The sequence below is a fragment of the Paenibacillus sp. CR_12 genome (assembly GCF_041953985.1).
Taxonomy (GTDB): Bacteria; Bacillota; Bacilli; order Paenibacillales; family Paenibacillaceae; genus Paenibacillus_AQ; species Paenibacillus_AQ lautus_A.
Map to the genome: position 1 here is coordinate 100,191 of NZ_JAVFHO010000004.1, position 24,097 is coordinate 124,287.

Annotated in this window: 17 protein-coding genes; all 17 read right to left on the reverse strand. The window is 52.2% G+C overall.

The window, feature by feature from the left end; genetic code table 11:
* Positions 1 to 104 precede the first annotated feature (104 nt).
* The 17 genes from RB297_RS16150 to adhE all read right to left on the reverse strand — a co-directional run bounded on the left by RB297_RS16150 (position 105) and on the right by adhE (position 23,854).
* Positions 105 to 818 carry a cytochrome c biogenesis CcdA family protein gene (locus tag RB297_RS16150; protein WP_009591263.1) on the reverse strand — a complete coding sequence of 238 codons (714 nt, stop codon included), beginning with the start codon at positions 816 to 818 and terminating at the stop codon, positions 105 to 107.
* A gap of 17 nt (positions 819 to 835) precedes the next feature.
* Positions 836 to 1,666, reverse strand: coding sequence for a metal ABC transporter permease (locus RB297_RS16155; RefSeq protein WP_175495141.1), 831 nt, complete (start codon positions 1,664 to 1,666; stop codon positions 836 to 838).
* Between the two features lie 20 nt (positions 1,667 to 1,686).
* Positions 1,687 to 2,436 carry a metal ABC transporter ATP-binding protein gene (locus RB297_RS16160; protein WP_036665754.1) on the reverse strand — a complete coding sequence of 250 codons (750 nt, stop codon included), beginning with the start codon at positions 2,434 to 2,436 and terminating at the stop codon, positions 1,687 to 1,689.
* A gap of 101 nt (positions 2,437 to 2,537) precedes the next feature.
* Positions 2,538 to 3,629, reverse strand: a complete 1,092-nt coding sequence (locus RB297_RS16165) for a metal ABC transporter solute-binding protein, Zn/Mn family (RefSeq protein ID WP_096773222.1) — start codon at positions 3,627 to 3,629, stop codon at positions 2,538 to 2,540.
* A gap of 214 nt (positions 3,630 to 3,843) precedes the next feature.
* On the reverse strand, positions 3,844 to 5,832 hold the full coding sequence (metG, locus tag RB297_RS16170) for a methionine--tRNA ligase (RefSeq protein WP_375120942.1): 1,989 nt from the start codon (positions 5,830 to 5,832) through the stop codon (positions 3,844 to 3,846).
* A 463-nt stretch (positions 5,833 to 6,295) separates the two neighbouring features.
* Positions 6,296 to 6,553: a membrane protein insertion efficiency factor YidD gene (gene yidD / locus RB297_RS16175; RefSeq protein ID WP_096773220.1), complete on the reverse strand. Its 258-nt coding sequence runs from the start codon at positions 6,551 to 6,553 to the stop codon at positions 6,296 to 6,298.
* Positions 6,550 to 7,020, reverse strand: coding sequence for a Fur family transcriptional regulator (locus RB297_RS16180; RefSeq protein ID WP_375120943.1), 471 nt, complete (start codon positions 7,018 to 7,020; stop codon positions 6,550 to 6,552). Before RB297_RS16180 ends, yidD begins: the two co-directional genes overlap by 4 nt.
* Positions 7,021 to 7,253: 233 nt before the next feature.
* Positions 7,254 to 9,986, reverse strand: coding sequence for a copper amine oxidase N-terminal domain-containing protein (locus tag RB297_RS16185; protein WP_375120944.1), 2,733 nt, complete (start codon positions 9,984 to 9,986; stop codon positions 7,254 to 7,256).
* A 155-nt stretch (positions 9,987 to 10,141) separates the two neighbouring features.
* Positions 10,142 to 11,782 (reverse strand): glycoside hydrolase family 3 protein, encoded by a 1,641-nt coding sequence (locus tag RB297_RS16190; RefSeq protein ID WP_375120945.1) that lies wholly within the window; start codon positions 11,780 to 11,782, stop codon positions 10,142 to 10,144.
* Positions 11,783 to 11,878: 96 nt separating this feature from the next.
* A complete protein-coding gene (locus RB297_RS16195; RefSeq protein ID WP_015734435.1) occupies positions 11,879 to 12,664 on the reverse strand; it encodes a response regulator transcription factor in 786 nt (261 codons plus the stop codon).
* On the reverse strand, positions 12,642 to 14,498 hold the full coding sequence (locus RB297_RS16200; RefSeq protein ID WP_090910995.1) for a cache domain-containing sensor histidine kinase: 1,857 nt from the start codon (positions 14,496 to 14,498) through the stop codon (positions 12,642 to 12,644). Before RB297_RS16200 ends, RB297_RS16195 begins: the two co-directional genes overlap by 23 nt.
* Positions 14,499 to 14,520: 22 nt before the next feature.
* A complete protein-coding gene (locus tag RB297_RS16205) occupies positions 14,521 to 15,348 on the reverse strand; it encodes a carbohydrate ABC transporter permease (RefSeq protein ID WP_015734433.1) in 828 nt (275 codons plus the stop codon).
* A complete protein-coding gene (locus RB297_RS16210) occupies positions 15,348 to 16,232 on the reverse strand; it encodes a carbohydrate ABC transporter permease (protein WP_375120946.1) in 885 nt (294 codons plus the stop codon). The genes RB297_RS16205 and RB297_RS16210 overlap by 1 nt, the downstream gene beginning before the upstream one ends.
* Before the next feature lie 92 nt (positions 16,233 to 16,324).
* Complete coding sequence (locus tag RB297_RS16215) at positions 16,325 to 17,683, reverse strand: ABC transporter substrate-binding protein (RefSeq protein ID WP_375120947.1); 1,359 nt, start codon at positions 17,681 to 17,683, stop codon at positions 16,325 to 16,327.
* A gap of 223 nt (positions 17,684 to 17,906) precedes the next feature.
* Positions 17,907 to 18,632 carry a pyruvate formate-lyase-activating protein gene (pflA, locus tag RB297_RS16220; protein ID WP_375120948.1) on the reverse strand — a complete coding sequence of 242 codons (726 nt, stop codon included), beginning with the start codon at positions 18,630 to 18,632 and terminating at the stop codon, positions 17,907 to 17,909.
* 43 nt (positions 18,633 to 18,675) lie between these two features.
* Positions 18,676 to 20,922: a formate C-acetyltransferase gene (gene pflB / locus RB297_RS16225; protein ID WP_096773215.1), complete on the reverse strand. Its 2,247-nt coding sequence runs from the start codon at positions 20,920 to 20,922 to the stop codon at positions 18,676 to 18,678.
* Between the two features lie 319 nt (positions 20,923 to 21,241).
* The gene (adhE, locus tag RB297_RS16230; protein ID WP_192572511.1) at positions 21,242 to 23,854 is read right to left on the reverse strand and encodes a bifunctional acetaldehyde-CoA/alcohol dehydrogenase; all 2,613 of its coding nucleotides are present in this window, start codon (positions 23,852 to 23,854) and stop codon (positions 21,242 to 21,244) included.
* Positions 23,855 to 24,097: the final 243 nt, after the last annotated feature.

Below are 24,097 nucleotides of genomic sequence, written 5' to 3' on the forward strand. Positions count from 1 at the left end.
TACATGTTTTTAAGACCCGTTGGCAAGTCCTGGTCCAATCCTCATGTCAATATGGGCCTATGTCAATATGGACCTATGAATTGAACCAGCCTTACCCAACAGCATTAGAATTTAAGCCATTCCGGCGTAATGCCTTGCAGCCAAATCGTGATTTTGTACATTTGATCCGTGAAGAGCAGAACCCCCATCAGAATCATCAAGACGCCGCCGACCTTCATCAGCGTGCTTGAATATTTAAGAATCCAGCGGGTGGAGCCGATGAAAAAGGCCAGGATGAAAAACGGTACCGCAAACCCGAGCGAATATGAAGTGATCAGCGGGAACCACGTTCCCGGATCGGAAGCTGCAAGCGCGATGATCGCCGTCAAAATCGGTCCTACGCAAGGCGACCAGCCTGCGGCGAAGCCGATACCAAATAGAAATGTTCCTATGTATCCGGTCGGTTTGGATTTAAAATTGAATTTCCGGTCCTTCATGAGAAACTTAGGCTGGAAAATGCCGATAAGCATAAGTCCCATCACGATGATCAGCAGCGCGGATAACTGGCGAATCAGATCCTGGTATTCCGTGAAGAACTCCCCGAACAGGCCTGCCCCCCAACCGAGAGTGTAATAAACAGCAGAAAACCCAAGGATGAACGCGAGTGTGTGCGTCATGGTCCGGAAACGGACCTCCTTGCGGTTCTGTTCGTTCTTTAAGTCATTGACCGACATGCCTGTAATAATGGATAAATAGGACGGGTACAGCGGCAGGCAGCATGGAGATATAAATGAAGCGAAACCGGCCGCAAACGCGATGCCGATATTAATATCAGCCATTTGATTTTAGAACCCCCTTATGTCGTAAAGCCCTTTTTGCCGACAAGCGTAATGATGAGCAGGCTGATCAGCAGCAGCACGATGGTGGCGCCGGGTGCCAAATTAAATACGCCGGCAAGCATCAGTCCCCCGATAACGGCAATTTCGGAGATGATCACCGATAATACGATGGAGCTTCGGAAGCTTCTCGCCAGCAATAAACTGATCGCTACCGGAATGGTCAGCAATGCGGAGACCAGAAGCGCGCCCACAATCTTGATGGCGGTGCTTACGACAAGCGCCGTCAGCACCGTAATGATCATGTTCATCCATTTGACGGGCAGGCCGCTGACGCTGGCCGCATCCTCCTCGAAGCTGAGCAGGAAAAATTCCTTGAAGAACATTACCACTACCGCAATGACAACGACGGTAACGCCGCCTACCATATAAATATCCGTGGAATCCAGCGTATAGATGCTTCCGAACAAATAACTCATGACATCCGTATTATAGCCCATTCCCAGCGTGAAAAACAGCGAGGCCAGCGCAACGCCGCCCGACATAATAATGGCGATGGACAGCTCGGCATAACTTTTGTAGGCCTTTCTCAGCTTCTCAATCGCAAAAGAGGCCAGCACCGCAAATACCAATCCTGCGGCAAGCGGGTAGACTTCGATCAAAAATCCGAGGGCCACGCCCGCTATCGTGACGTGCGACAACGTATCGCCGATCATCGACAGCCTGCGCAGCACGAGGAATATCCCGATAAGCGGGGCCGTAATCCCGATCAGAACCCCACCGATCAGCGCCCGCTGGAAAAAATCGCTAAGCAAAATATCAAGCAATGACAACGTCTCCTTCTCCTGCATCCATAAGTTTGTTTCTATGATTATACGAGCGAATGCTGCAAGTCCACTTCCGCGCAGTTTTCGATTTCATGGGAATGCCGGACGAAAAACTGAATCTTTCCGTTTTGCGATACCGGCGATTCGCCCAGGTAGTCTTTGACCATGTCCAAATCATGGGTGACCATCAGGAACGTCATATGGTGATGGGCATGCATATGGGTGATCAATTCAAAGAATCCGGCTTGGGTCTCCGCATCAATGCCGATTGTCGGCTCGTCCAGTATAAGCAGATCCGGACGATTAATCAGCGCGCGAGCAAGGAATACGCGCTGCTGCTGGCCTCCGGACAAGGCGCCGATCCGTTTATCGGCAATATCCTGAATGCGCATCACTTCCAGCGCGTCCTCGCATTTCTGATGGTCCAGGCGGCTCAAACGGCGAAACATTTTTTTTCGATTATATAGACCGGACATGACGACTTCGCGCACGGTGGCAGGGAACAGCGGGTTGAACGCATTTTTTTGCGGAACATAGCCTATTCGCTCCCAGTCCTGGAATTTACGGATCGGCTGGCCGAACAGTTCAATGGTCCCTTCAGCGGCGGGAAGCAAGCCGACGATCATGCGGAGCAGGGTGGTTTTACCCGCGCCGTTAGATCCGACGATGCCAACGAAGTCCCGCTCTTTTATGGTGAAATTAAGATCCTTGATCACCTGTTGATCCCGGTAATGAAAGGATACATCCTTGATTTGTACGATAGGTTGGTGGCAATCCTGCGCTGCCGGCTCCATAAACAGGCCGCCTTTCTCTCTGTAGTCTCTCTATAATAAATATACGAGTCCGTATACGTTCATAACACGAAAGAAGAGGGGGATATGATCCCCCTTCTTCCTTATTGTAAAGCCTTCGTTAGATTTTGCAAATTTTTCTCCATCAGCGTGAAATAATTCTCGCCGCTGCTTGCCTGCTCCTTGGTCAGCCCCTCCACCGGATTCAGCACCAAGGTTTCCACGCCCGCTTCATTGGCCAGCGTTTTGGCCAGTTTATCCGATACGAGTTCTTCGAAGAAGATATATTTCACTTCCTTCTCTTTCACCGTCTTAGTCAGGTTCACGATATCCTGCGCTCTCGGCTCGGCGTCTGGCGACAGTCCCATAATCGCATGCTGCGTCAAACCGTAGTCCCGGCATAGATAACCGAATGCCTGGTGGGATACGACGATATCTTTTTTCGGCAGTTTGGACAGCTCGCTCGCAAAGTCGTTATCCAGTTTGACCAGCTTCTCTTTTAACGCTTCATAGCGCTGTTCATAGCCGTCCTTATGTTCCGGATCGACCTCGACCAGGCTGTTCTTGATATTTTCTGCCATGACCAGCGCGGATTTCGGGCTTACCCAAGTATGCGGATCCGTATGATGGGTATCCGTGTTCGTCTCGGCTGCCTCTTCCTCGTGATCATGGCCTGCATGATCTTCTTCGGTGCCTTCCTCATGGCTGTGGTCGTGCGCTTCAGCGCCTTCTCCATGACTGTGGTCATGTTCCTCTTCATGGGCTGCTTCACCATGCCCGTGGCCATCATCCCCCACGGCGTCGATCAGTTGGATCCCTTGGGAAACGATGACTGGTTTCACTTGCGTATCTTTATCGAGACCCTTTAAGAATCCAGGCGCCCAGCCTTCCAGCCCTGCACCATTATAAAGAAACAGCTGAGCCTTGGATGTATTGACGATATCCTGGCTCCGCGGCGTCCAATCATGAGGCTCCACGCCCGTTGGCAGAAGATTCACGACATTGACCTCGTCTCCGCCGATTTCCTTCGTAAATTCATATATTGGATAGAAGGTCGTAATGACGTTAACCTTGCCTTCAACAATGCTTCCGCCGGATTTGCTTCCGCAGCCCGACAGGATGAGCATCGCCAGCAACATCGAAGTTACGCTCCAGGTCCAGCCGTTCAGTTTGTTCTTGCTCTTTCTCTTGTTCATGTTCATCTCCCCCACATTCGCTCCGCTCAACTAATCGTAAACTTTACTAAAAAGATTATAAGAGCAGTTCGACGTGATTGTCAACCAAATCGTAAAAATTACTATTAGTTTTTCATATAGAACTCAGGTACCCCGCGTATTAGAGGAAAAAAATAACGGCGTACCCTTAACAGGGTACACCGTCTGATCCAACTTAATTCAACGCAAGCGTCATTTATTTCACGATGGCGCCGTTTGGCATGCCCTCCGGCACGGTTGCCAGCGTGAGCTGATCCCCGTAGGAAGCGGCCAAAATCATGCCTTGCGACATTTCGCCTCTAAGCTTCACCGGCTTCAGGTTTGTCACGCAAATCACTTTGCGTCCCACCAATTCCTCCGGCGTATAGAACTTCGCAATGCCGGACACCACCTGCCGCTGCTCAAACCCGAGATCCAGCTGCAGCTTCAGCAGCTTGTCCGCTTTCTTGACCGGCTCGGCGGCGATGACCTGTGCTACGCGCAGCTCAACCTTGGCGAAATCCTCGATGCCGATTTCCTCTTTGAGCTCCACAGGCTCCGCTCCGCTATCGGCGGACGAAGCTGCCGCCGAACCCGTAGGCTCTTCCTCGGCTGCCTTCTTGCCGCCAGTCATCGCTTCAGCGATGTAGGCCACTTCCAGCTCCGCATCCAAGCGAGGGAAGATCGGCTCGCCCTTTTGAAGCTTCGTACCAGCCGGTATCGCTCCGAGCTGGCGTCCGCTTTCCCAAGTTGTCAATTCCCCTTCCGCCAAGCCGAGCTGTTCCCACATTTTCTTCGGCGTGCGGGTCAGGAACGGCTGCAGCAGGATCGATGCAATCCGCAGCGTCTCGACCAAATGGCTCATAACGGAAGCAAGCTCATGCCGTTTGCTCTCGTCTTTGGCCAGCGTCCACGGCTGGGTCTCATCGATGTATTTGTTGCTGCGGCTGACAAACTGGCTGATCGCCGTCAGCGCAACCGAGAACTCCATATTCTCCATGGCAGTTTCGACTTTGTCATAAACGGACTTGGCCGCTTCCTCGATCGCGGCATCAAAAGGCGTTACGCCTGCCGAGAAAGCCGGAACCTCCCCGCCGAAGTATTTATCGACCATGGCCACGGTGCGGTTCAGCAGGTTGCCCAAATCATTGGCGAGGTCGGAGTTCACCCGCTCTACGAAGCTTTCCGGCGTAAACGTGCCGTCCGCCCCGAACGGAACTTCGCGCAGCAAGTAATAACGAAGCGCGTCGAGACCATACCGGTCGATCATCGTGACCGGGTCGACCACATTCCCTTTGGATTTGGACATTTTGCCGTCCTTCATGAGCAGCCAGCCGTGGGCAAACACTTTTTTCGGAAGCGGCACATCGAGCGCCATCAAGATGATCGGCCAATAGATCGTATGGAAACGCACGATTTCCTTGCTCATCAGGTGAACGTCCGCCGGCCAGTATTTGTCATACAGGCCGGTGTCCTCCGTACCGTAACCGAGTGCCGTGATGTAGTTCAGGAGTGCATCGATCCACACGTAGATGACATGTTTCGGATCGCTCTTGACCTTAACCCCCCACTCATAGGTTGTACGGGACACAGCCAGATCCTCAAGACCCGGTTTAATGAAGTTGTTGATCATCTCGTTCTTGCGGGATACCGGCTGAATGAAATCCGGATTCTCCTCGTAATACTGAAGCAGGCGGTCCACATACTTGCTCATGCGGAAGAAGTAGCTCTCCTCCTTCACGAGCTCCACCGGCCGGCCGCAGTCCGGACAATTGCCGTTGACCAGCTGACGTTCCAGGAAGAACGACTCGCAAGGCGTACAGTACCACCCTTCGTATTCGCCCTTGTAGATGTCGTCCTGCTTCAGCAGACGTTCGAATACTTCCTGCACCACCGTGGTGTGGCGCTTCTCCGTGGTACGAATGAAGTCTTCGTTCGATATGTCCAGCTTTTTCCACAGATCCTTGATGCCTGCCACGATGTCGTCAACGAACTGCTGCGGGGTTTTTCCGGCCTCTGCCGCTTTGCGTTCGATCTTCTGCCCGTGCTCATCGGTCCCCGTCAAATAACGGACATCGTATCCGCGAAGCCGTTTGTAGCGGGCCATGGCGTCGCCCGCCACCGTTGTGTAAGCATGTCCGATATGCAGCTTGTCGCTCGGATAATAGATCGGCGTCGTAATATAAAACGTCTTTTTGTCTGCCATTGTAACCTTCCTTTACCGTGAAATTGATTGTCAAATCAAGCGATTCCTTAGGAAAACCAGCAGTAAACAGCAAAAAACCCCCGCCCCTATGGGACGAGAGTTATTCTCACGTGTTACCACCCAAATTCCCCGTACCCTTGCGGGCAACAGGCTCATCTGCCGTCATACGGCGTCCATTAACGCTGGCTCACGCCGCTTCTTTACGGCAGCCACTGGCTGCAGCGCTCAAAAACGGATCCTCCAAGACCATTTTCCGAAATTCGCCAAGACCGGTTTCCAGCTCCTCCGGCTCTCTGTTCAAGGCAAGCTTTTCGTACTTATCTCTTCCTCGGATATACCTATAATTTCTTACATTTTAATCAAACGAGCCGCAGCGTGTCAAGGTGTGCATCGATCCAAGGCATCCCCTGGCTGCGGGCGGCATGCTTTCGGTTATCATCCATATGATACCCAAAAAAAATCGCTATTCCTCTGTCAATGAAGACGACATCTTATCCTTGCGCGGCGGGACCAAATCGATGCCTCCAGGATGAAACGGATGACATCTCGCGATCCGCTTAGCAGCCAGCCAGGAGCCCTTCAGCGCACCATGCACCTCAATCGCTTCCAGGGCATATGCCGAGCAGGTTGGATAGAAGCGGCAAGTCGCCGGTTTCAGAGGAGAAATGAATTTCCGATAGAAGTGTATCGGCACCTTCACTACCCTGCGCGCCGTGCTCATGCCCGGCTGTCCCGATTTCCTCCACCGGTCTGCGAAGTTTCCTTATCGTTATTGTCCTTGCCGCAATCCCGGCAGTATCCGAACACTTCGAATTTATGCTGGACCACCTGGAAATCGTCCGGTGCATCGGTCAGCTGCATCGGGCAGAAGGTAATCGGATAGGTCTTCTGGCACTGCAGGCAGATCATGTGATGATGATGGTGTTCTTCGCTGCAGCGTCCCCGGAACTTGACGCCTTCCTCGAACACGACTTGCTCCAATACGCCAAGCTCGTACAATACCCGAAGATTCCGGTATACCGTATCAAAGCTCAAACCGCTGTACTTCCGGCCCATATATTCGTATACATCCTTGGCCGTCAAATATCCAGGATGTTCCCCAAACAATTTGGCAAGCGTCTTGCGCTGATCGGTAATGCGCAGCCCATGTTCCGACATGGCGTCGATGATCTGTTCCGTCGTAAGCATACGCAATAACCTCCTCTACTTGAAGATACTCTCTCCTTATAATGCCTGAAAAAAATGACAGCGTCAATGAAAGCGGTTGTGAACAGGTAAACCGCCTGCCAAGCAGCCAGGAGCTTGAAAGGCTAACGGACGGCATAAACCTGCCCCTCCCTCGGCAAAAACCAACAAAAAGGACAGCCCGGGCCGTGTTTCGGCTGATGGGCTGTCCGCTTGTTGTTTATGAATAAATAGGATTAGTTCTTCACTTGCGGCAGCGGCTGGAGCAGAATGTTGATCGGCAGGCTGCTTCCCGGTGCTGCCGTAAACAGAATTTCCACCGTCTGCTCGTAATTTCCCGTACGATAGAGAACGGCGGCTTCGTTCGGTGCAGATACCGCACCACCGCTGGTGTTCGGCGTCTGAATGATGTTTCCGTTCACCATCATCGCGCCCATGTATTTGCCTCCGCGCGGATTCAGCGTGATCAGCGTATTGGGTGCTACGCGGTGCAGCTTGATTTTGTACAGAACGCCGAAGTTACCGGCGTTGGATTGATATGAACCGTTAATGCCGTCATACCCTTCCAGGTTCGGATCGTTTGTCTTATCACCAATCGCAAGACGCGTAGGCGTGTTGCCTACCAAATCATAGGATTCAATGATTCGGGTCGAGTCCGGGTAGGTTCCCCGGTTATGAATGCCATCGGCCGGGTGAAGCTTCAGGTATGGAAGTTTCTGGATCGGATCCTTGGCTTCATCGATCATGATGACATCATATCGAATCGGCGAATCCGAATACAGGTCGGCAAACATGGACAGCACCTGCTGATTCTTCATTGTTTGCGCGCTCAAATCTTGCAGGATGATCCGGCTTTCGCCAGGGGCGAGCGAAATCGTCTTGAATGCATCCGCTGACTGCATGGACTCGAGATAGCGCTGCACAGCCGCTTTCCCCGTAGCAGTCGGAATGTTGATCGGACCGCCCAAACCGGTATACTCGGTGGTCAGACGCGCCGTCATCGTGTTGATGTTGGTCGCTACGACATACATCTTCATGTTCTTTCCGGTTGCATTCAAGTGGTGAATCATGAAGCGCGTGCTGGCATTGCCGATCTCGCGATATACGATACCTTCCTGATAGACGGTTTCCGGAGAGTTGCTGCGAATCAACAGGTACGGCTCGGAGCTTCTCGTAATCGGCATCAGATTCCATGTCGGCACGGCCGATCCGTCAAACGTGTATTTGTCGCCGATGCCCGTAAATAATTGATTGAATTGATCGCGTGTATACAACACTTCGCTTGTTACGTTGATGATTTTTTCGTATGAGCTGGTCGCCCCATGCTTATCGGTCACGATCAACAGCACTTTATGCGGCCCTGCCGTAAAGAAAGCCTGATCGTTGTTTTCCCACTTAAACGTAATTTCATCGCCGGGATCGCTGTCATAACTCATGTTAATGTACGTAATTTTCTCGCCGATCTTGTATTGCTGTTTATCCGTGTCGAACATGGCCACAGGCGGCGTATTCGGTGCGGATACATGAATGCTCAAAATATACGGATCGCTCCACTCCCCGCTGGCGTCCTGTACCGAATAGGAAACCGTATGCACGCCAGGCTCGTCAAACACATCTTCCCGGCCTTCCCAATGCTCGTCTACGATAGCCAGGCCTGTCGGCGAATAGGCATTCGTCTTGTACGTTACCTTGGTTTGTCCGGCAAAGACTTCACCAGGCTGCACCGTAAAGGATGCCACCGGCTTGGAGCTCAGGCTCAGGATGATCCGCTTGTTCGGCTGGTCGACCCGGTAGGTGATGTCCAGCGCTTGCGTGATGCTGGTCAACGGCACCATAAACGTATTATTGGACTGGTAAGCCGGTCCCTTCATCGATTTTCGAACGCCGTTCACCGTGTATACGCTGCTGTTCGTCTTAAAGCGCAGCTCATCGTTACCTCGGATAATAATCGTTTCCTTTGTCTTGCCGTCATAGGTCAGCTTCAGGCCGACACGATCAACGAGGGATCGAATCGCGACATAGGATACGCCATTCTTGACTGCCATAGGCTGTCCGGCGGTATACGCTTTTCCGTTCTGATACATCTTGTTGCTGTTCATCATCAGGATCAGGTCATTCGGACCGAGGTTCGGTATGTTCGGAACCTCGCTGCCGGATCCGCCGCCGCTGCTGCCCCCCGGCTGTTCGCCGCTGTTGCTGCCGCTGCCCATTCCGGACAGATCGAGAATCACTTTCTTCTCCGGCTGGTTCACCGTGTATGGAATATCAAGCGCTTGCGTGATCGCGGTCAGCGGTACCATAAACACGTTGTTGCTCTGGTAGGCAGGGCCTTTCATCGGACGCACCTGTCCGTTGACTTTATAATTGCTGCTTCCTGTCGTGAATCGGAGCTCATTGCCATCCTTAATGATAATGGTTTCCTTCGTCTTATTATCGTAAGACAGCTTAAGTCCTGCGCGCTCCACCATGGCGCGAATGGCGACATAGGATACCCCTTGCTTCACGGCCATCGGCTGTCCCGCTTTGTACTGCTTGCCGTTATGATACATCACATTGCTGTTCATCAGCAGCACCAGTTCGTTAGCGGCTGCATTGGTAATGCCGGCTTCGGGCTTGCTTTCGGCCGGGCTTCCCTCTTCGTTCTCAGATACTTCATTATCGGAAGGATCGCTTGCCGAGTCCTCCTGCTGTTCATTGGGTTCAGAAGGTGTGGCATTCGGATCGCTGGTCGTGCCTTCGATTGAATCGGAAGGTGTTTCTGTTGGCGTTGCCGGCGTTTCCTCCGCTTGCTGCAAGTCCGTCTGTTGTTCTCTGTTTGCCTGGCCTTGTCCTTCCACCGGGGACTGCAGCGCCGGTTGCCCGTTTAGCGCCGGAGCTGTAACATCCGGTGATTCAGCTGCCACGGGAAATGCCATGGATACTTGGGCCGCGGCAAGGACTGTAATCATCGAGATTCGTTTGAAATTCATTCTCTACTCCTTTAAAACTCTCAGTATAGTCTGTCTGCCTCTATTGGACATACTATTAGACGCCGACTTTCCCGAAAAGTTGCTCAGAAATGGCTGGAAAATAGGAAAACCGGAGCATTCCTAGGCAGGAAGACTCCGGTTTGGGCAACCATTATTTAATTATTGACATAGTCCTGATTACCGGTCCAGCCGAGAGGATAGGTCTTGCTGATCCCTACCGGAAGCTTACCCTCAGGCCTAACTTTGCCAACCAATACACCCGCGGCGGCATTCATGTAGTAAGGCGTATTCTCGTAGCTGCACAAATATGCGGGAACTGGCGGAAGATCATTGAAATCGTACGGATTGCGGGTTGCGACGATAACGAGCGTCACATCCTCAAGCTCGCTCAGCCTGCTTACAAGCTTCTGCTGACCTTGCGGAAGACGGCTCTCGGAGGTGTACGTAGCCACCACGATCTGCTTATATCCTTCCGCGGCTTTAACGGCCTGCTCTACCTCTTCGTCGGACATATCCGTCCCGACGCGCAGATCGTCCGCCTGCACGCCGTAACTTCTCAGGGCATCCCCTAGCGTGTAGCTCTTGCTCCATGCTTCGTCGACCTGGGTCGCCTGAAGCAGCTCCGGCCAGATTACGGCAACCGCCTGCTCCGGCTTAAGAGGCAGCTGCCCTTCGTCTTTTACCAGCGTGATTCCCCTGCCTGCGATTTGAGCGAGCAGCTGTTTGGTCTCTTCGGCAACCTCGCCAATCGGGTGGACGGGAAGCTCTTCAGCGAGTTTCGCATTACGTTGTTTGAGCGCCAAAATCCGATCAACGGCTTTGTCGATCAGCTCTACCGGGAGTCTCCCGCCGCGGACAGCCTCGATGACCGCCGTAATCGCTGCCGTCTGCTCCGACAGCGTATGGCTGACCAGCACGCAGTCCGCACCTGCTTCGATCGCGCGGATCGCACCTTCCGGAATGCCGTACTCCTTGGAGATCGCATGCATCTCGAGGCAATCCGTCACGATTAAACCTTCGAAGCCCATTTCCTCCCTCAGCAGCCCCGTTAATACAGCATGAGAAAGCGTTGCAGGCAGATCACTCGGCTCAATGGCCGGGAAACTGACGTGAGCCGTCATGATGGCATCGACGCCGTCCTTGATCGCTTGTGCGAAAGGGAACAGTTCAACGCTGCGGAGCCGTTCCAAATCATGCGGTACGGATGCCCGCCCCAGGTGGGAATCGACGCTGGTGTCGCCATGCCCCGGGAAGTGCTTGGCTGTAGCGGACACCCCTTCTTCCTGATAACCCTTAATCGCCGCAGTCCCGAGCTCGGCAACGGCATGGGGATCTTCGCCGAAGGAGCGCACGCCGATAACCGGGTTGCGCGGATTGTTGTTGACGTCGAGGCAAGGCGCGAAGTTCATGTTCACGCCGAGCGAACGCAATTCGCGCGCCCCGATTTGCGCCACCCTGTAGGCATCCTCTGCGCTGCCCGCTGCTCCAAGCGCCATATTGCCCGGAATTCGGCTGATGCCTTCATGATCGATTCGCGCGACCATGCCGCCCTCCTGATCAATCGAGATCAGAAGCGGAAACGGTTGGCTGCCCGAAGCGAGCTGCTGCAGGGATGCCGACAGTTCGGCAAGTTGAGGCAACGTCTTCACGTTCCGGCGGAAGTAGCAGATGCCCCCCACCTGAAATTGTTCGATCAGTATGTTGGCATGCTCATTCGGCGTCAATGCGTTGAAGCCGCATATAAACATTTGTCCTACCTTTTGCTCTAGCGTTAAATCTGCTGCCGTCCATTTCATTGATTCCAAACCTACTTTCTATCAATTTAGAGGACGCCCGCAAGTCGGAAGTAGAAGTCCTGATGATTATCTGCCTGCTTTCGTCCCATCAAAGACTCAGAGACTCGGCTCTCCGGACATTTCCCGGAATTCGGATGGCGTCATGCCGGTAGCCTTTTGAAATACCTTGGTAAAATACCGCCGCTCATGATAACCGACAAAGGAACCGATCTGTGCAATGTTCTTGTCGCTGTTCACTAACAGGAATTTGGCCGCCTCCATCCGCTGTCTCGTCAAATACTCCACGAAGGTAAGTCCGACATGATTCTTGAACAGCAAGCAGAAATAACTGGAGCTGATGCCCAGATGCTCCGAAAGCTCCTCGATCCCCAAATCCTGTCCCATGTGGGTGTTGATGTACTCCAGGGCGGACGATACCAATTGTTCGGGCGTTTTCTTAACGGCTTCGGGGTTCGGAGCCTCGTCGATCAGCGAAACGGTATTGTAATACTTTTCTTTCGCCCTCTTCTTGCGGATTTCCTCCCCGATCTCCCGAATCTTCATCTCAAGCTCCCCGTAATGAATCGGCTTGCTGATATAATCCTTAACCCCCAGCTTGATCGCTTCACGGGCATATTCAAATTCCTGATAACCCGTCAGCAAAAAGATTTCCGCCCGGCTTCCTTTCTCCCGGATCTTCGTAATGAAGGTCAGCCCGTCCATGACGGGCATCCGGATATCGCACAGAATCAAATCCGGGTTATACTGATCCGCTACTTCAAGTGCTTCCATCCCGCTGCGGGCAAGTCCGACCACCTTCATGCCCATCTCTTCCCAAGGCAGAACCTTGCTGAGATTGTTCAGGATGGGCGCCTCATCATCAACCAATAATGCCTTCAGCATGCTGCCCTTCCCCCCTGTCATAATTGGGTATGACGCATTGTATAACGGTGCCGCCGGGTCGGCTGGAGCATATGAACAGCCCATAATAAGGACCGTACTGAATTCTAAGCCGATCGGCCACGCTTCGTAGTCCAAGTCCCCGCCGTTCCTGGTTTACTTTCAGGTTCTGCATCGTCGTCTGCTCGGATACGCCATCCTCGGACACCATATACTCGAACATGGACAACTGCTCAGAGGTCATGCCGAGTCCGTTGTCCTCCACCCGGATTACGACATTGCCGAGCTCCTTCCAAGCAGAGATGCGTATCCATCCCGTATAGGAAATTCCCTCAAAGCCATGCTGGATGCTGTTCTCCACCAGGGGCTGCAGCGTCAGCTTCAGAATGCGGCTGTGCATAAGCTCTTTCGGCACGTCGATTTCGTATTCGAACAGATCCTCGAACCGAAACTTTTGAATTTCAAGATAACTTTGAAGATGCTTGATTTCTTCATCCAGCGTAATTTCTTCCTTGTCCTGTATGCTGATCCGCAATATGCTGGCAAGCCGGTACACCATCTCGCTGACCTTGCGCCCTTCATTCTGGACCGCAAGGACATTGATCGACTCCAACGTGTTAAACAGGAAGTGCGGCTTGATCTGTGCTTGCAGCACACGCATTTCCGCATCGGTCTTCTGCCTTTGCTCCTTCTTGATCTGCGCGAACAGATTGTTGATCCGGTTCATCAAATTGTTGAACCCTTTCGACAGCAGCAGAAGCTCATCCTCGCCCTTCTCTTCCACTCTTGCATTCAAATCCCCATCCTCCACGCGGCGCATAAACCGCACGATGACGGCAATCGTGCCGGTAATCCGGTTCATGAACAGGCGGTTGAACACAATCGCAGTAACCAGACAGATCCCCATGATGACAAAAAACCATTTGGCAAAGGAAGTTACCTCTTGCGACAGCGAGTTCCAATCGGTCACCGAGACGATATTCCAGCCATAATCGTTCAGATGATAAATGGAAACAATATTTTCTTTGCCGTTAAACTTGGCTTTAAAACTTTGATAGCCTTGCTTAAACTCAACGTCACGCTTCATGTATTGACTGATATTTTGACCATCCATGCCGTTCTGCGGGTCAAACAGAATGAAGCCTTCATTGTTGACCAGCATGAATGAGGTGTTCTGCAGGTTGTTAGGGAGCGTCAGATTGCGGAAAATTTCCTCGAACTCCCATCTCTTGATCTGGACGACGAGAATTCCCAGCTTGCGGAGCGTCGTGACGTCTTTTATCAGCCTGATCTGGGTAAACACCGGATCCGCCCCCGTCAGTTCCGGAAATTCGTGCGGAGCCAGCCATTTGGGAATCCCGTTCAGCTTCACAACCTCTTCATACAAGGGACTGTTCTTAAACTGCTCATAAGGAAGCGTCCTGAAATCCTCTTTACTGAATATCGGAATGGGCGCTGATTCTTTGTTGAAATGATATAGAAACGCATAACTGATGGCAGGGTGATTATAGAGGAGATTGCGAAAGCTTCGCTGCCTGTCGTTCAATTTCAGCTGGTCCGCATTGGATTCCTTAATCAGGTTCTGCGCATCAGGATCCTTGGCATTCAGCGCCATTGCGAAGACGGAGGTGGCAATCCCGTTATCCGTGACGTACTCCATCTCCTTAAACACGTTCAAAATGCTGTAGCTGATCGCTTTTAGCGAATATTCGGCTTGCTGGCTGTACTTTTCCTCAATCGAGTTGTAGGTAATAAAGAATGTAAATAGGCCCAGCACAAATAACGGAATAATAATGAGCCCCAAAAAGGCCGTGAATAGTTTGTTCCGCAAATTCATACGCATGCTCCTGCTCCTCGTATTACCCCTTGACGCTTCCTGCGGTGACGCCTTCAATGATTTTCTCTTGCAGAACGGCATAGATGATAAGGACCGGCAGCACGCTGAATACGATCCCCGCCGACATCTGGGCGTAGTTCATATTGTAAGCGTCCCTGAAACCGACCATTCCGACAGGCAGCGTTCTCAGTTCATCATTCGATAGGAAGTAGTTAGCAAGCAAGAATTCGTTCCAGTTACCCAGGAAATTGATGATGAACACGGTAACGATAGCCGGAACGGTCAGAGGTAAGATAATTCTAGCAAACAAGCCTCCGGACCTCAATCCGTCTATGACCGCGGCTTCCTCGATTTCACCGGGCAGCGACCGCATGAAGGCGGCCAGAATAATCACAGAAAACGGGATGGCATTGGCAACATAGGGCAGAATCAGGGCCATATGCGTATTCAGAATATCCAGCTGCCTCATGATGCCATAAATCGGCAGCAAGAGGGAGTTATTCGGGATCAGCATCCCGATCAAAATACATTGAAAGATGATCGCGCTGATCCGGTTGTATCTCATCCGCGTCACGGCAAAAGCCAGCATTGCCGCAAACAGGATCGATAAGCAGGCCGACAGCACGCCGATGTATAAGCTGTTCCAGAAATACGTGCTGATCTTGGCGCTCACCCAAGCGTTCACGTAGTTATCAAACACCAACGTGCTTGGCAATCCAAACGGGTTCGTTGCAATGGACTGGTTATCCACCTTCACGGATGAGAACAGGACGAACAGGAACGGATACAGGATGACGAGCAAATAAGCCATCAGGAAAATGTGCGGAATCAGTTTCTTTAGTGCCCTCATCAGTATTCAATCCTTTCGTTGCGTCTGGCGATCAGCACCTGGTAGAGCACCGTTACGATAATCGTGAAGAGGAAAATCAACACGGCGATCGAATTGCCGAAGCCATGCTTGAAACTCGTAATCGCATATCGAATCATATATGTTGCCATAACGTCGGTGGAGCCGGCCGGCCCGCCCTTGGTCATAACCAGGATAATGTCCGCAGCTTTCATGGCTCCCGCAATCGAAAGCATGATCACAACGGAGATAATAGGCATTATTAGTGGAAGCGTGATTTTGGTAGCCCTTTGGACGCCTGTCGCTCCGTCAATCGCCGCAGCTTCGTCAAGCTCCTTGGGAATGGACAGAATTGCGGCAAGGACCATCACAATGTAAAAGCCGGTCCATTGCCAAGCGTTCGTAATCAAGATGGCGATCATGGCCCATTTGCGATCCGACAGCCAGAAGATCGGCTCGATGCCAACCAATCCCAACATCTCATTCATCAGGCCAAAGTCCGGATTGTAGATGAATCCCCACAAAATGCCTATGACAGCCGTCGACATGATGGAAGGTGCGAAAACCGCTGTTTTATACAGCCCCTTCAAACGTTTGACGTTGGCGATAAGCAGGGAGAAAACCACGATGATCGGAACCTGGATCAAGCAGGAAAAAAGTATGAAATAGACATTGTTTCGGACCGCCTTCCAGAAGGCATCGTCATTCAGGGCGGTCACATAGTTATCGAGCCCGATGTACTTCACGTCTTTGGAGATGCCGTTCCAGCTCGTAAAGCTGTTGTCAAACGCAGTGAAGATGGGATATATGAAAAAAGCCAGAAACAGCAAGAATGCCGGCAGCACAAAAACGATGTAAATCAGAGGATTTCTCAGCGCTCTGTTCATGGTAACCTCCGTATTGATGTCTGATGTTGTTTAGGCGAAAGGGCACCCCCATATGCCTTTAGCGGGTGGTGCCCTTTCGTCTGGAATTTTAGTTATTCCTCTGAAGCATTAGCCGCTTCCTGTGCTGCTTGAACATTCTCCAGCATCTTCTCGGCATCGAGCTCGCCGCCGATCACCTGCTGGATTCCCATGCTCAGCGCCGTGTTTACGTCGGCTTGGACAAGCGCATCGAAGGCAGGGAAGGATTTGTTGATTTCGCTGACGCCTTTGAAAATGTCCTGCATCAGCGGATCATCCGACGTGGAATTCATCGTTTCCAGATCCATCTTCATCGCCGGCAGTACTCCGTCTTCCTTGAGCCCGCGCAGCTGCATTTCATCCGTCCACATATTTTTGATGAATTCTTTAACCGCTTGAAGCTTGCGAGGATCCTCTGCTACCGCCGCCGAGAAGCCATATCCGTTGTTAGCGTCCTGCATGACGATGACAGGGTCGCCTTCATTCACCGGAGGCAAATTGAAATAGCCGATCTTGCCGACCATGTCGCCTGCTTGCGCCGGATCTCTAAATACGGAGTTCGCCCACGATCCGTCCATCATCATGACGGCTTCCCCGGTGATGATTTGATTTCTCATGTCCGCGTATTCAAAGCCGAGCTCGCCTTTTTTGAAGTACCCTTTCTCCACCCATTCCTGATGTTTCTTCACGCCTTCCACGACTTTCGGATCGGTCCATTTGGTTTCCCCGGTCTTGAAGCCGTAAGTCACCTCCGCTCCTGCATAATAACTCCACAGGTTATTCGTGGTCATGAGCGGAATCCATGCATCCTTGGAAGATTGCGCGAACGGAATTTTGCCGTCGGCCTTGATGGCTTCGGCGATCTGCTCAAGTTCCGCCAACGTTTTCGGTACGCTCAGACCTTTCTGGGTGAAGTAATCCTTGTTATAGAAAATACCTTCGATGGAACCGCCGATCGGCAAACCATAGATCTTGCCGTCATGCGTGAACGGGTCCAGTGTCGTAAATTTGTCCTTTATGCCGAGCTCATCCAAGATTGGGGTCAAATCGAGCATCAAGCCTTCTTTGGAATATACGCCTGCATCGGGGCTTCCGAATACGTCGAATACTTCCGGCGGCTTGCCGGCAGCCATCTCGCCTCTCAGCTTCTCTTTACGATTCACTTCAGAGTCTACAGCGTCCAGCTTGATTTTAAGCCCGGGCACCGCTTCTTCGGTTTTGCTGACCACATCGTTCAGCAATGCGAGACGGAACTTCTTGGATTCGCCAACTTGCGTATGGCGAATGGTGATTTCAAACGGCTCATTGCTCACCGTTCCTTCCGAGCCGCCTGACGGCTTTTCTGCCGCCTTGTCACCGCCGCCGCATCCAGACAAAAGCGTGGATGAGACGAACAAAAGCGACATGAATAATGCCAGACCCTTTTTCTTCATTGTCTTTGACCCTCCCGAAGTGTTTGTATATTGATAGGCGCTTTCCTTACATCTTCATTATAGAAAGCGATTCCACTTTACGATAGGTCGATATTTTTCTATCCAAGGGATAATATCCTCTACAAAAAACAATAACCCTTCCATTAAGAGGAAAGGTTATTGTTATTAATGATTACATATTGTGTTTAATATTATACAACTAAAATGAGTTCAAAACCGACGGCTATTTCTCGGAAATTTCGCCAATCAACCGGTAGGCGCGTGCGACTTCTTCCTCGGACGGTGAAGGTACGCCCTCCAACGGATAGGCCATACCGAGCTCCTTCCATTTGTACACGCCCATCTGATGGTATGGCAGGATCTCGAACTTCTCCACGCCGTGCAGCGTGCGGATGAATTGACCTAGCGCCACCAAATCGTCCTCGCTGTCATGGATGCCCGGCACGTAGACGTGCCGGATCCACATGTTCCGACCATGGTCGGACAGCCAGCGGGCGGTCTTCAGCGTCCTTTCATTGGACTTGCCTGTCAGCTTGATGTGCTTCTCGTCGTTGATATGCTTTAGATCAAGGAGGACCAAGTCGGTATGCTCCAGCAATTCCGATATTTTATCCGGCTCGTTATACCCGTTGCTGTCCAGGGTCGTATGCAAATTCCAGCGGCGCTTCACTTCCTTGAACAGCTCCGTGACAAAAGGATACTGCAGCGTCGGCTCACCGCCCGAAACGGTGAGTCCTCCACCCGATGACCGGTAGTAGCTCAGATAAGGCTCAATCTCTCGGAGGACGTCATCCACCGTCATTTCATGTCCTTCATGAAGTCCCCAGGTATCCGGGTTGTGGCAGTATTGACACTTCAGGAGGCAGCCCTGCATGAAGAGCACAAAGCGGATACCCGGACCGTCCACCGTTCCGAACGTTTCTATGGAGTGTACATGACCTTTTAGCATGGTGCGTCATCCTTTCTGTATCCGCTATGGTTGTCTTCCATCCTTACATCGATCCGTGGAAGGTACGGTTAATGACATCGAGCTGCTGTTCGCGCGTCAGTTTGACGAAGTTGACCGCATAGCCGGATACCCGGATGGTTAACTGCGGATAATTCTCCGGATGCTCCATCGCATCGATCAGCTGCTCACGGTCAAACACGTTCACGTTCAAATGGTGGGCCTTGCTGCCAAAGTAGCCGTCCAGCATGGCAACCAGATTGTTTACCCGAATGTCGCTTTCTTTGCCCAGGGCTTTCGGCACGATCGAGAACGTATTCGAGATGCCGTCCAGACTGTCCTCATAAGGCAGCTTGGCTACGGAAGTCAGCGAAGCGAGGGCTCCCTTCTTATCGCGTCCGTGCATCGGGTTTGCGCCCGGCGCAAACGGCTCGCCTGCTTTGCGTCCATCCGGTGTGGTTCCTGTCTTCTTGCCGTATACCACGTTCGACGTAATCGTGAGCACCGATTGGGTCGGCATGGCATCGCGGTAGGCTTTGTGCTTGCGGATCATGCTCATGAAGGCCTCGACCAGTTCAACGGCGATGCCGTCCACGCGGTCGTCGTTGTTGCCGTAGCATGGGAAATCGCCCTCGATTTCAAAATCCACCGCAATCCCTTGCTCATTGCGTACCGGCTTCACCTTCGCATATTTAATCGCGCTCAGCGAATCCGCTGCTACGGACAAGCCCGCTATGCCGCATGCCATCGTCCGCAGGATATCGCGGTCGTGAAGCGCCATTTCAATCCGCTCGTAGCTGTATTTGTCATGCATGTAGTGAATCACGTTGAGGGTATTCATGTAGAGCTTCGCGAGCCATTCCATCATCGGCTTGAAGCGCTTCATGACCTCGTCATAACTCAGAACCTCAGCGGTGATCGCCGGATATTCCGGTCCGACCTGGGCGCCGGATTTCTCATCCTTCCCGCCGTTGATTGCATACAGCAGCGCTTTGGCCAGGTTCGCTCTGGCTCCGAAGAACTGCATCTGCTTCCCGATGCGCATGGCGGATACGCAGCAGGCGATGCCGTAATCGTCCCCGTAGATCGGACGCATGAGATCGTCATTCTCATATTGGATCGAGCTCGTTTCGATCGATACCTTCGAACAGTATTTTTTGAAGGCCTCCGGAAGCTTCTCCGACCACAGCACCGTCAAGTTCGGTTCCGGCGCAGGTCCCAGATTGTACAAGGTGTGCAGGAAACGGAAGCTGTTCTTGGTTACTCTCGTTTCACCGTTCAACGACATGCCGCCGATGGATTCGGTCACCCACGTCGGATCGCCGCTGAACAGCTCGTTGTAATCCGGCGTGCGCAGGAATTTCACGATCCGCAGCTTCATGACAAAATGGTCCACCAGCTCCTGGGCTTTCTCTTCCGTCAGTATGCCTTCAGCCAAATCCCGCTGGATATAAATATCGAGGAAAGAAGATACCCGGCCAAGCGACATGGCAGCGCCGTTTTGCTCCTTGATCGCGGCCAAATAACCGAAATACAGCCATTGGAATGCTTCCTTCGCCGTATTCGCAGGTTTTGAAATGTCAAAGCCGTGCATGCCGGCCATTTCTTTCAGTTCCTTGAGGGCGCGCATTTGTTCGGACAGCTCTTCCCGCAGACGGATCACCGGCTCGTCCATAGCGTCCACTTCAAGCTCGCCGAGTTCTCTCAGTTTGTCCTGGATCAGCGCGTCCACGCCGTATAACGATACTCTGCGGTAGTCGCCGATGATGCGGCCGCGGCCGTATGCATCGGGAAGACCCGTTATAATCCCGGCTTTGCGCGCTGCTCTCATCTCCGGAGTATAGGCATCGAATACGCCCTGGTTATGCGTTTTGCGGATGCCGTTGAAGATATCCACTACCGCCTGCGGCATTTCGAAGCCGTATGCGTTGCACGCATCAATCATCATCCGGATGCCCCCGAAAGGCTGAATCGAGCGTTTGAACGGCTCGTCGGTCTGCACGCCGACGATCTGTTCTTTATCTTTATCCAAGTAGCCAGGCTGGTGGGAGGTGATGGTGGAAGGCGTATGAACATCCACGTCCAAAACCCCGCCGTTATCCCGCTCCTTCTTGGTTAAATCCGATACGATATCCCACAATGCCTTGGTGTTGTCCGTAGGTCCCGCCAAGAAATCATCAGAGCCATAATAAGGGGTAATATTCTCTGCAATAAAATCGTTAACGTCAACGCGCTTGGTCCATTTACCTGATTTAAAACCTTTCCAACCAACTTCTTTTTCAATCACCGACATATTGAATCCCTCCTAGATTATGCTGCAGCTTGCAGGGGCTGGCGGGGACACACATTGATCTATCTCAGATCTTAAATGTGATTATTTTCACGATCAATGGCATCTCTGCCCCGCCATGTGCCTTCAAGCTTCTATATCAAAGATCTGAGATTCAGCTTTCTGCTACATCTTTATTGTAGTCCTGTTGATCCGCAGCATCTGTGATAAAAATCACAAAGATGTGGTGATCCGTGATTTTTATCACTCTGATTCCGGGCTCCCCTGGCTTCTACCACCATTTATAATGGAATTTAGGATCATCCTTCTGTCCCATTCCTGTTTAGAAACGTCCATAGAAGGCGTTGCGATATACTTCTGCCAGCTCCGTCACCAGCGGCAGCTTCGGATTGCTGGTCGTGCACTGATCTTCGAAAGCCCGGTCCGCCAAATGCTCGACGTTTCTCTCGAAGTCCTGAGGATCGATGCCCAGCTGCTGGAACGATTCCTCGATGCCGAGCTTGCTGTTCAGCTCGCGGATGGCGGCGATCAGGCTGTTTACGCCCTCCTCCGTCGTTCTTGCCGGCAGTCCAAGAATCCGTGCGATCTCGGCATATCTTTCATCGGCCACGAAGTGGGTGTATTTCGGCCATGCCGCGAATTTCGTCGGCTTCTTGGCATTGTAGCGAATGACGTGCGGCATCAGTATGGCATTGGTCCGTCCGTGCGCCGTATGGTACTGTCCGCCCCATTTATGCGCCAGACTGTGGTTGATGCCCAGGAACGCGTTCGCAAAGGCCATGCCTGCAAGCGTCGAAGCATTATGCATTTTCTCGCGGGCGAGTTTGTCGCCGGTCAGCGCCGATTGCTCAAGATACTGGAACACCAGCTGTATGGCTTTGATGGCAAGCCCATCCGTGTAATCGCTGGCCATCACCGATACGTAGGCTTCAATCGCATGCGTCAGGACGTCCATGCCGGTATCGGCCACCGCCGTTTTAGGCAAGGTGTACACGAATTCCGGATCGATGATCGCCACGTCCGGCGTCAGCTCATAGTCTGCCAGCGGGTATTTGGTATTTCCCTGCACTTTGTCCGTGATGACGGCAAACGAAGTTACTTCCGAGCCCGTTCCCGACGTTGTCGGAATGGCAACGAATTTCGCCTTCCGCCCCAGCTTCGGATATTTATAGACCCGTTTGCGGATATCCATGAATTTTTGCTTCAGGTTGTTGAAGTCCGTATCCGGATATTCATAGAACAGCCACATCGCTTTTGCGGCATCCATAGGCGATCCGCCTCCGAGGGCGATGATGCAGTCCGGCTGGAACCGTTCCAGCATCTCCGTACCCCGTTCTACGGTCGTTGTCGAAGGATCCGGCTCGACTTCCGAGAACACCTCGATGGCTACCGGCAGTCTGCGCTGACGCAGGTAATGCTCTACTCGCTCCACATATCCCAGCTTCACCATCATGGGGTCGGTTACGATCGCGACGCGGGTGATGTCAGGCATTTTGGCGAGATACTGCGTCGAGCCTTTTTCAAAGTAAATTTTGTCCGGCACTTTAAACCACTGCATATTCACGGTTCTGCGGTTCACCCTTTTCACGTTGATGAGATTGACGGCCGTCACGTTCGACGACGTGGAATTCCGGCCATACGAACCGCAGCCGAGCGTCAGCGATGGCAGGTTCGTGTTGTAGATATCCCCGATGCCGCCTTGCGAGGAAGGCTGGTTGACCAGGATGCGGCAGGTCTTCATGCGATCCGAGAATTTCAGGATGACGTCCTCATTGTGCGAGTGGATGACCGACGAGTGGCCCATGCCGCCAAAAGCAACCATCTCTTCGGCGCGCGCGATGCCCTCTTCCGCATCTTTCACTTTATAGCAGGCCAGCACCGGGCTCAGCTTCTCGGCGGACAACGGATAAGCAGGACCGACTCCCTCCAGCTCGGCGACCAGGATCTTGGTGCTTTCCGGCACCTCAAAGCCGCAAGCCTCGGCAATCTTGGCTGCCGGCTGTCCGACGATGGTAGGATTGACGGCGCATTTATCCGCTACCATGGCATGCGCAGTCAGCTTCGCCAGCTCTTCCTTGTTCACGAAATAACAGCCGCTGGCGATCATTTTTTTCTTCACGGTATGATAGATCGGCTCCTCGATAATGACGGCTTGCTCGGATGCGCAGATCATGCCGTTATCAAACGTCTTGGATAGAATCAAGTCGTTCACCGCTTGATCGAGGTCCGCGCTTTTCTCGATGAAGCACGGCACGTTGCCGGGACCTACGCCGAGGGCAGGCTTGCCGCAGCTGTATGCTGCTTTGACCATCGCCGATCCGCCCGTAGCCAGAATGCAGGCAACGTCAGGATGGTTCATGAGCGTATTGGTTTTATCCATGGAAGGAGCCTCGATCCACTGGATGCAGTCGGCCGGAGCGCCTTGTTTCACGGCGGCGTCCCGCAGGATGAGCGCGGCCTCCCTGCTGCATGCCTGCGCGGATGGATGGAAACCGAAGATGATCGGGTTTCTTGTTTTGATGGAGATCAGCGCCTTGAATATGGTGGTCGAGGTCGGATTGGTTACCGGTGTGATCCCCATGATGATCCCGATCGGCTCCGCAATTTTCTGGAAGCTGTCATAGGCATTGTCTTCGATGATACCTACCGTTTTGTCGTACTTGATGCTGTTGTGGATATACTCCGTGGCAAACAGGTTTTTGATGATTTTGTCTTCATACACGCCGCGGCCCGTTTCTTCAACCGCCATTTTCGCCAGCTGCATGTGCTTCTCAAGTCCGGCCATGGCCATGGCCTGCACAATTCCGTCGACTTGCTCCTGATCGAGTTTCATAAACTTTTCTTTTGCCCGATTCGCCTTGTCGATCAGACCTTGAATGTACTCTGCTGCCGTTTGTCCCTTCACTTCAACCGTTGTTCCTTTGCTCACAGCCATATCTCTCATCCTCCCATGGTTCATGTTCTTTCTGTCTACGCTTCGATCGTAACACAGACGCTTCTTAAATCATGTGAAATATTTCACAATATTAAAATTTATCTTTTCTGTGTGATTTATACCTGTCTTTTCCCTCTTTCAAGTGAAAGAGATCACAATGTTTGAAAATTCGCCATGATTTCCCTCTTGTTCCGCCCCACAAGTGAATGTTTTCACGTTATAATGTATTTAAAGATTAAACAG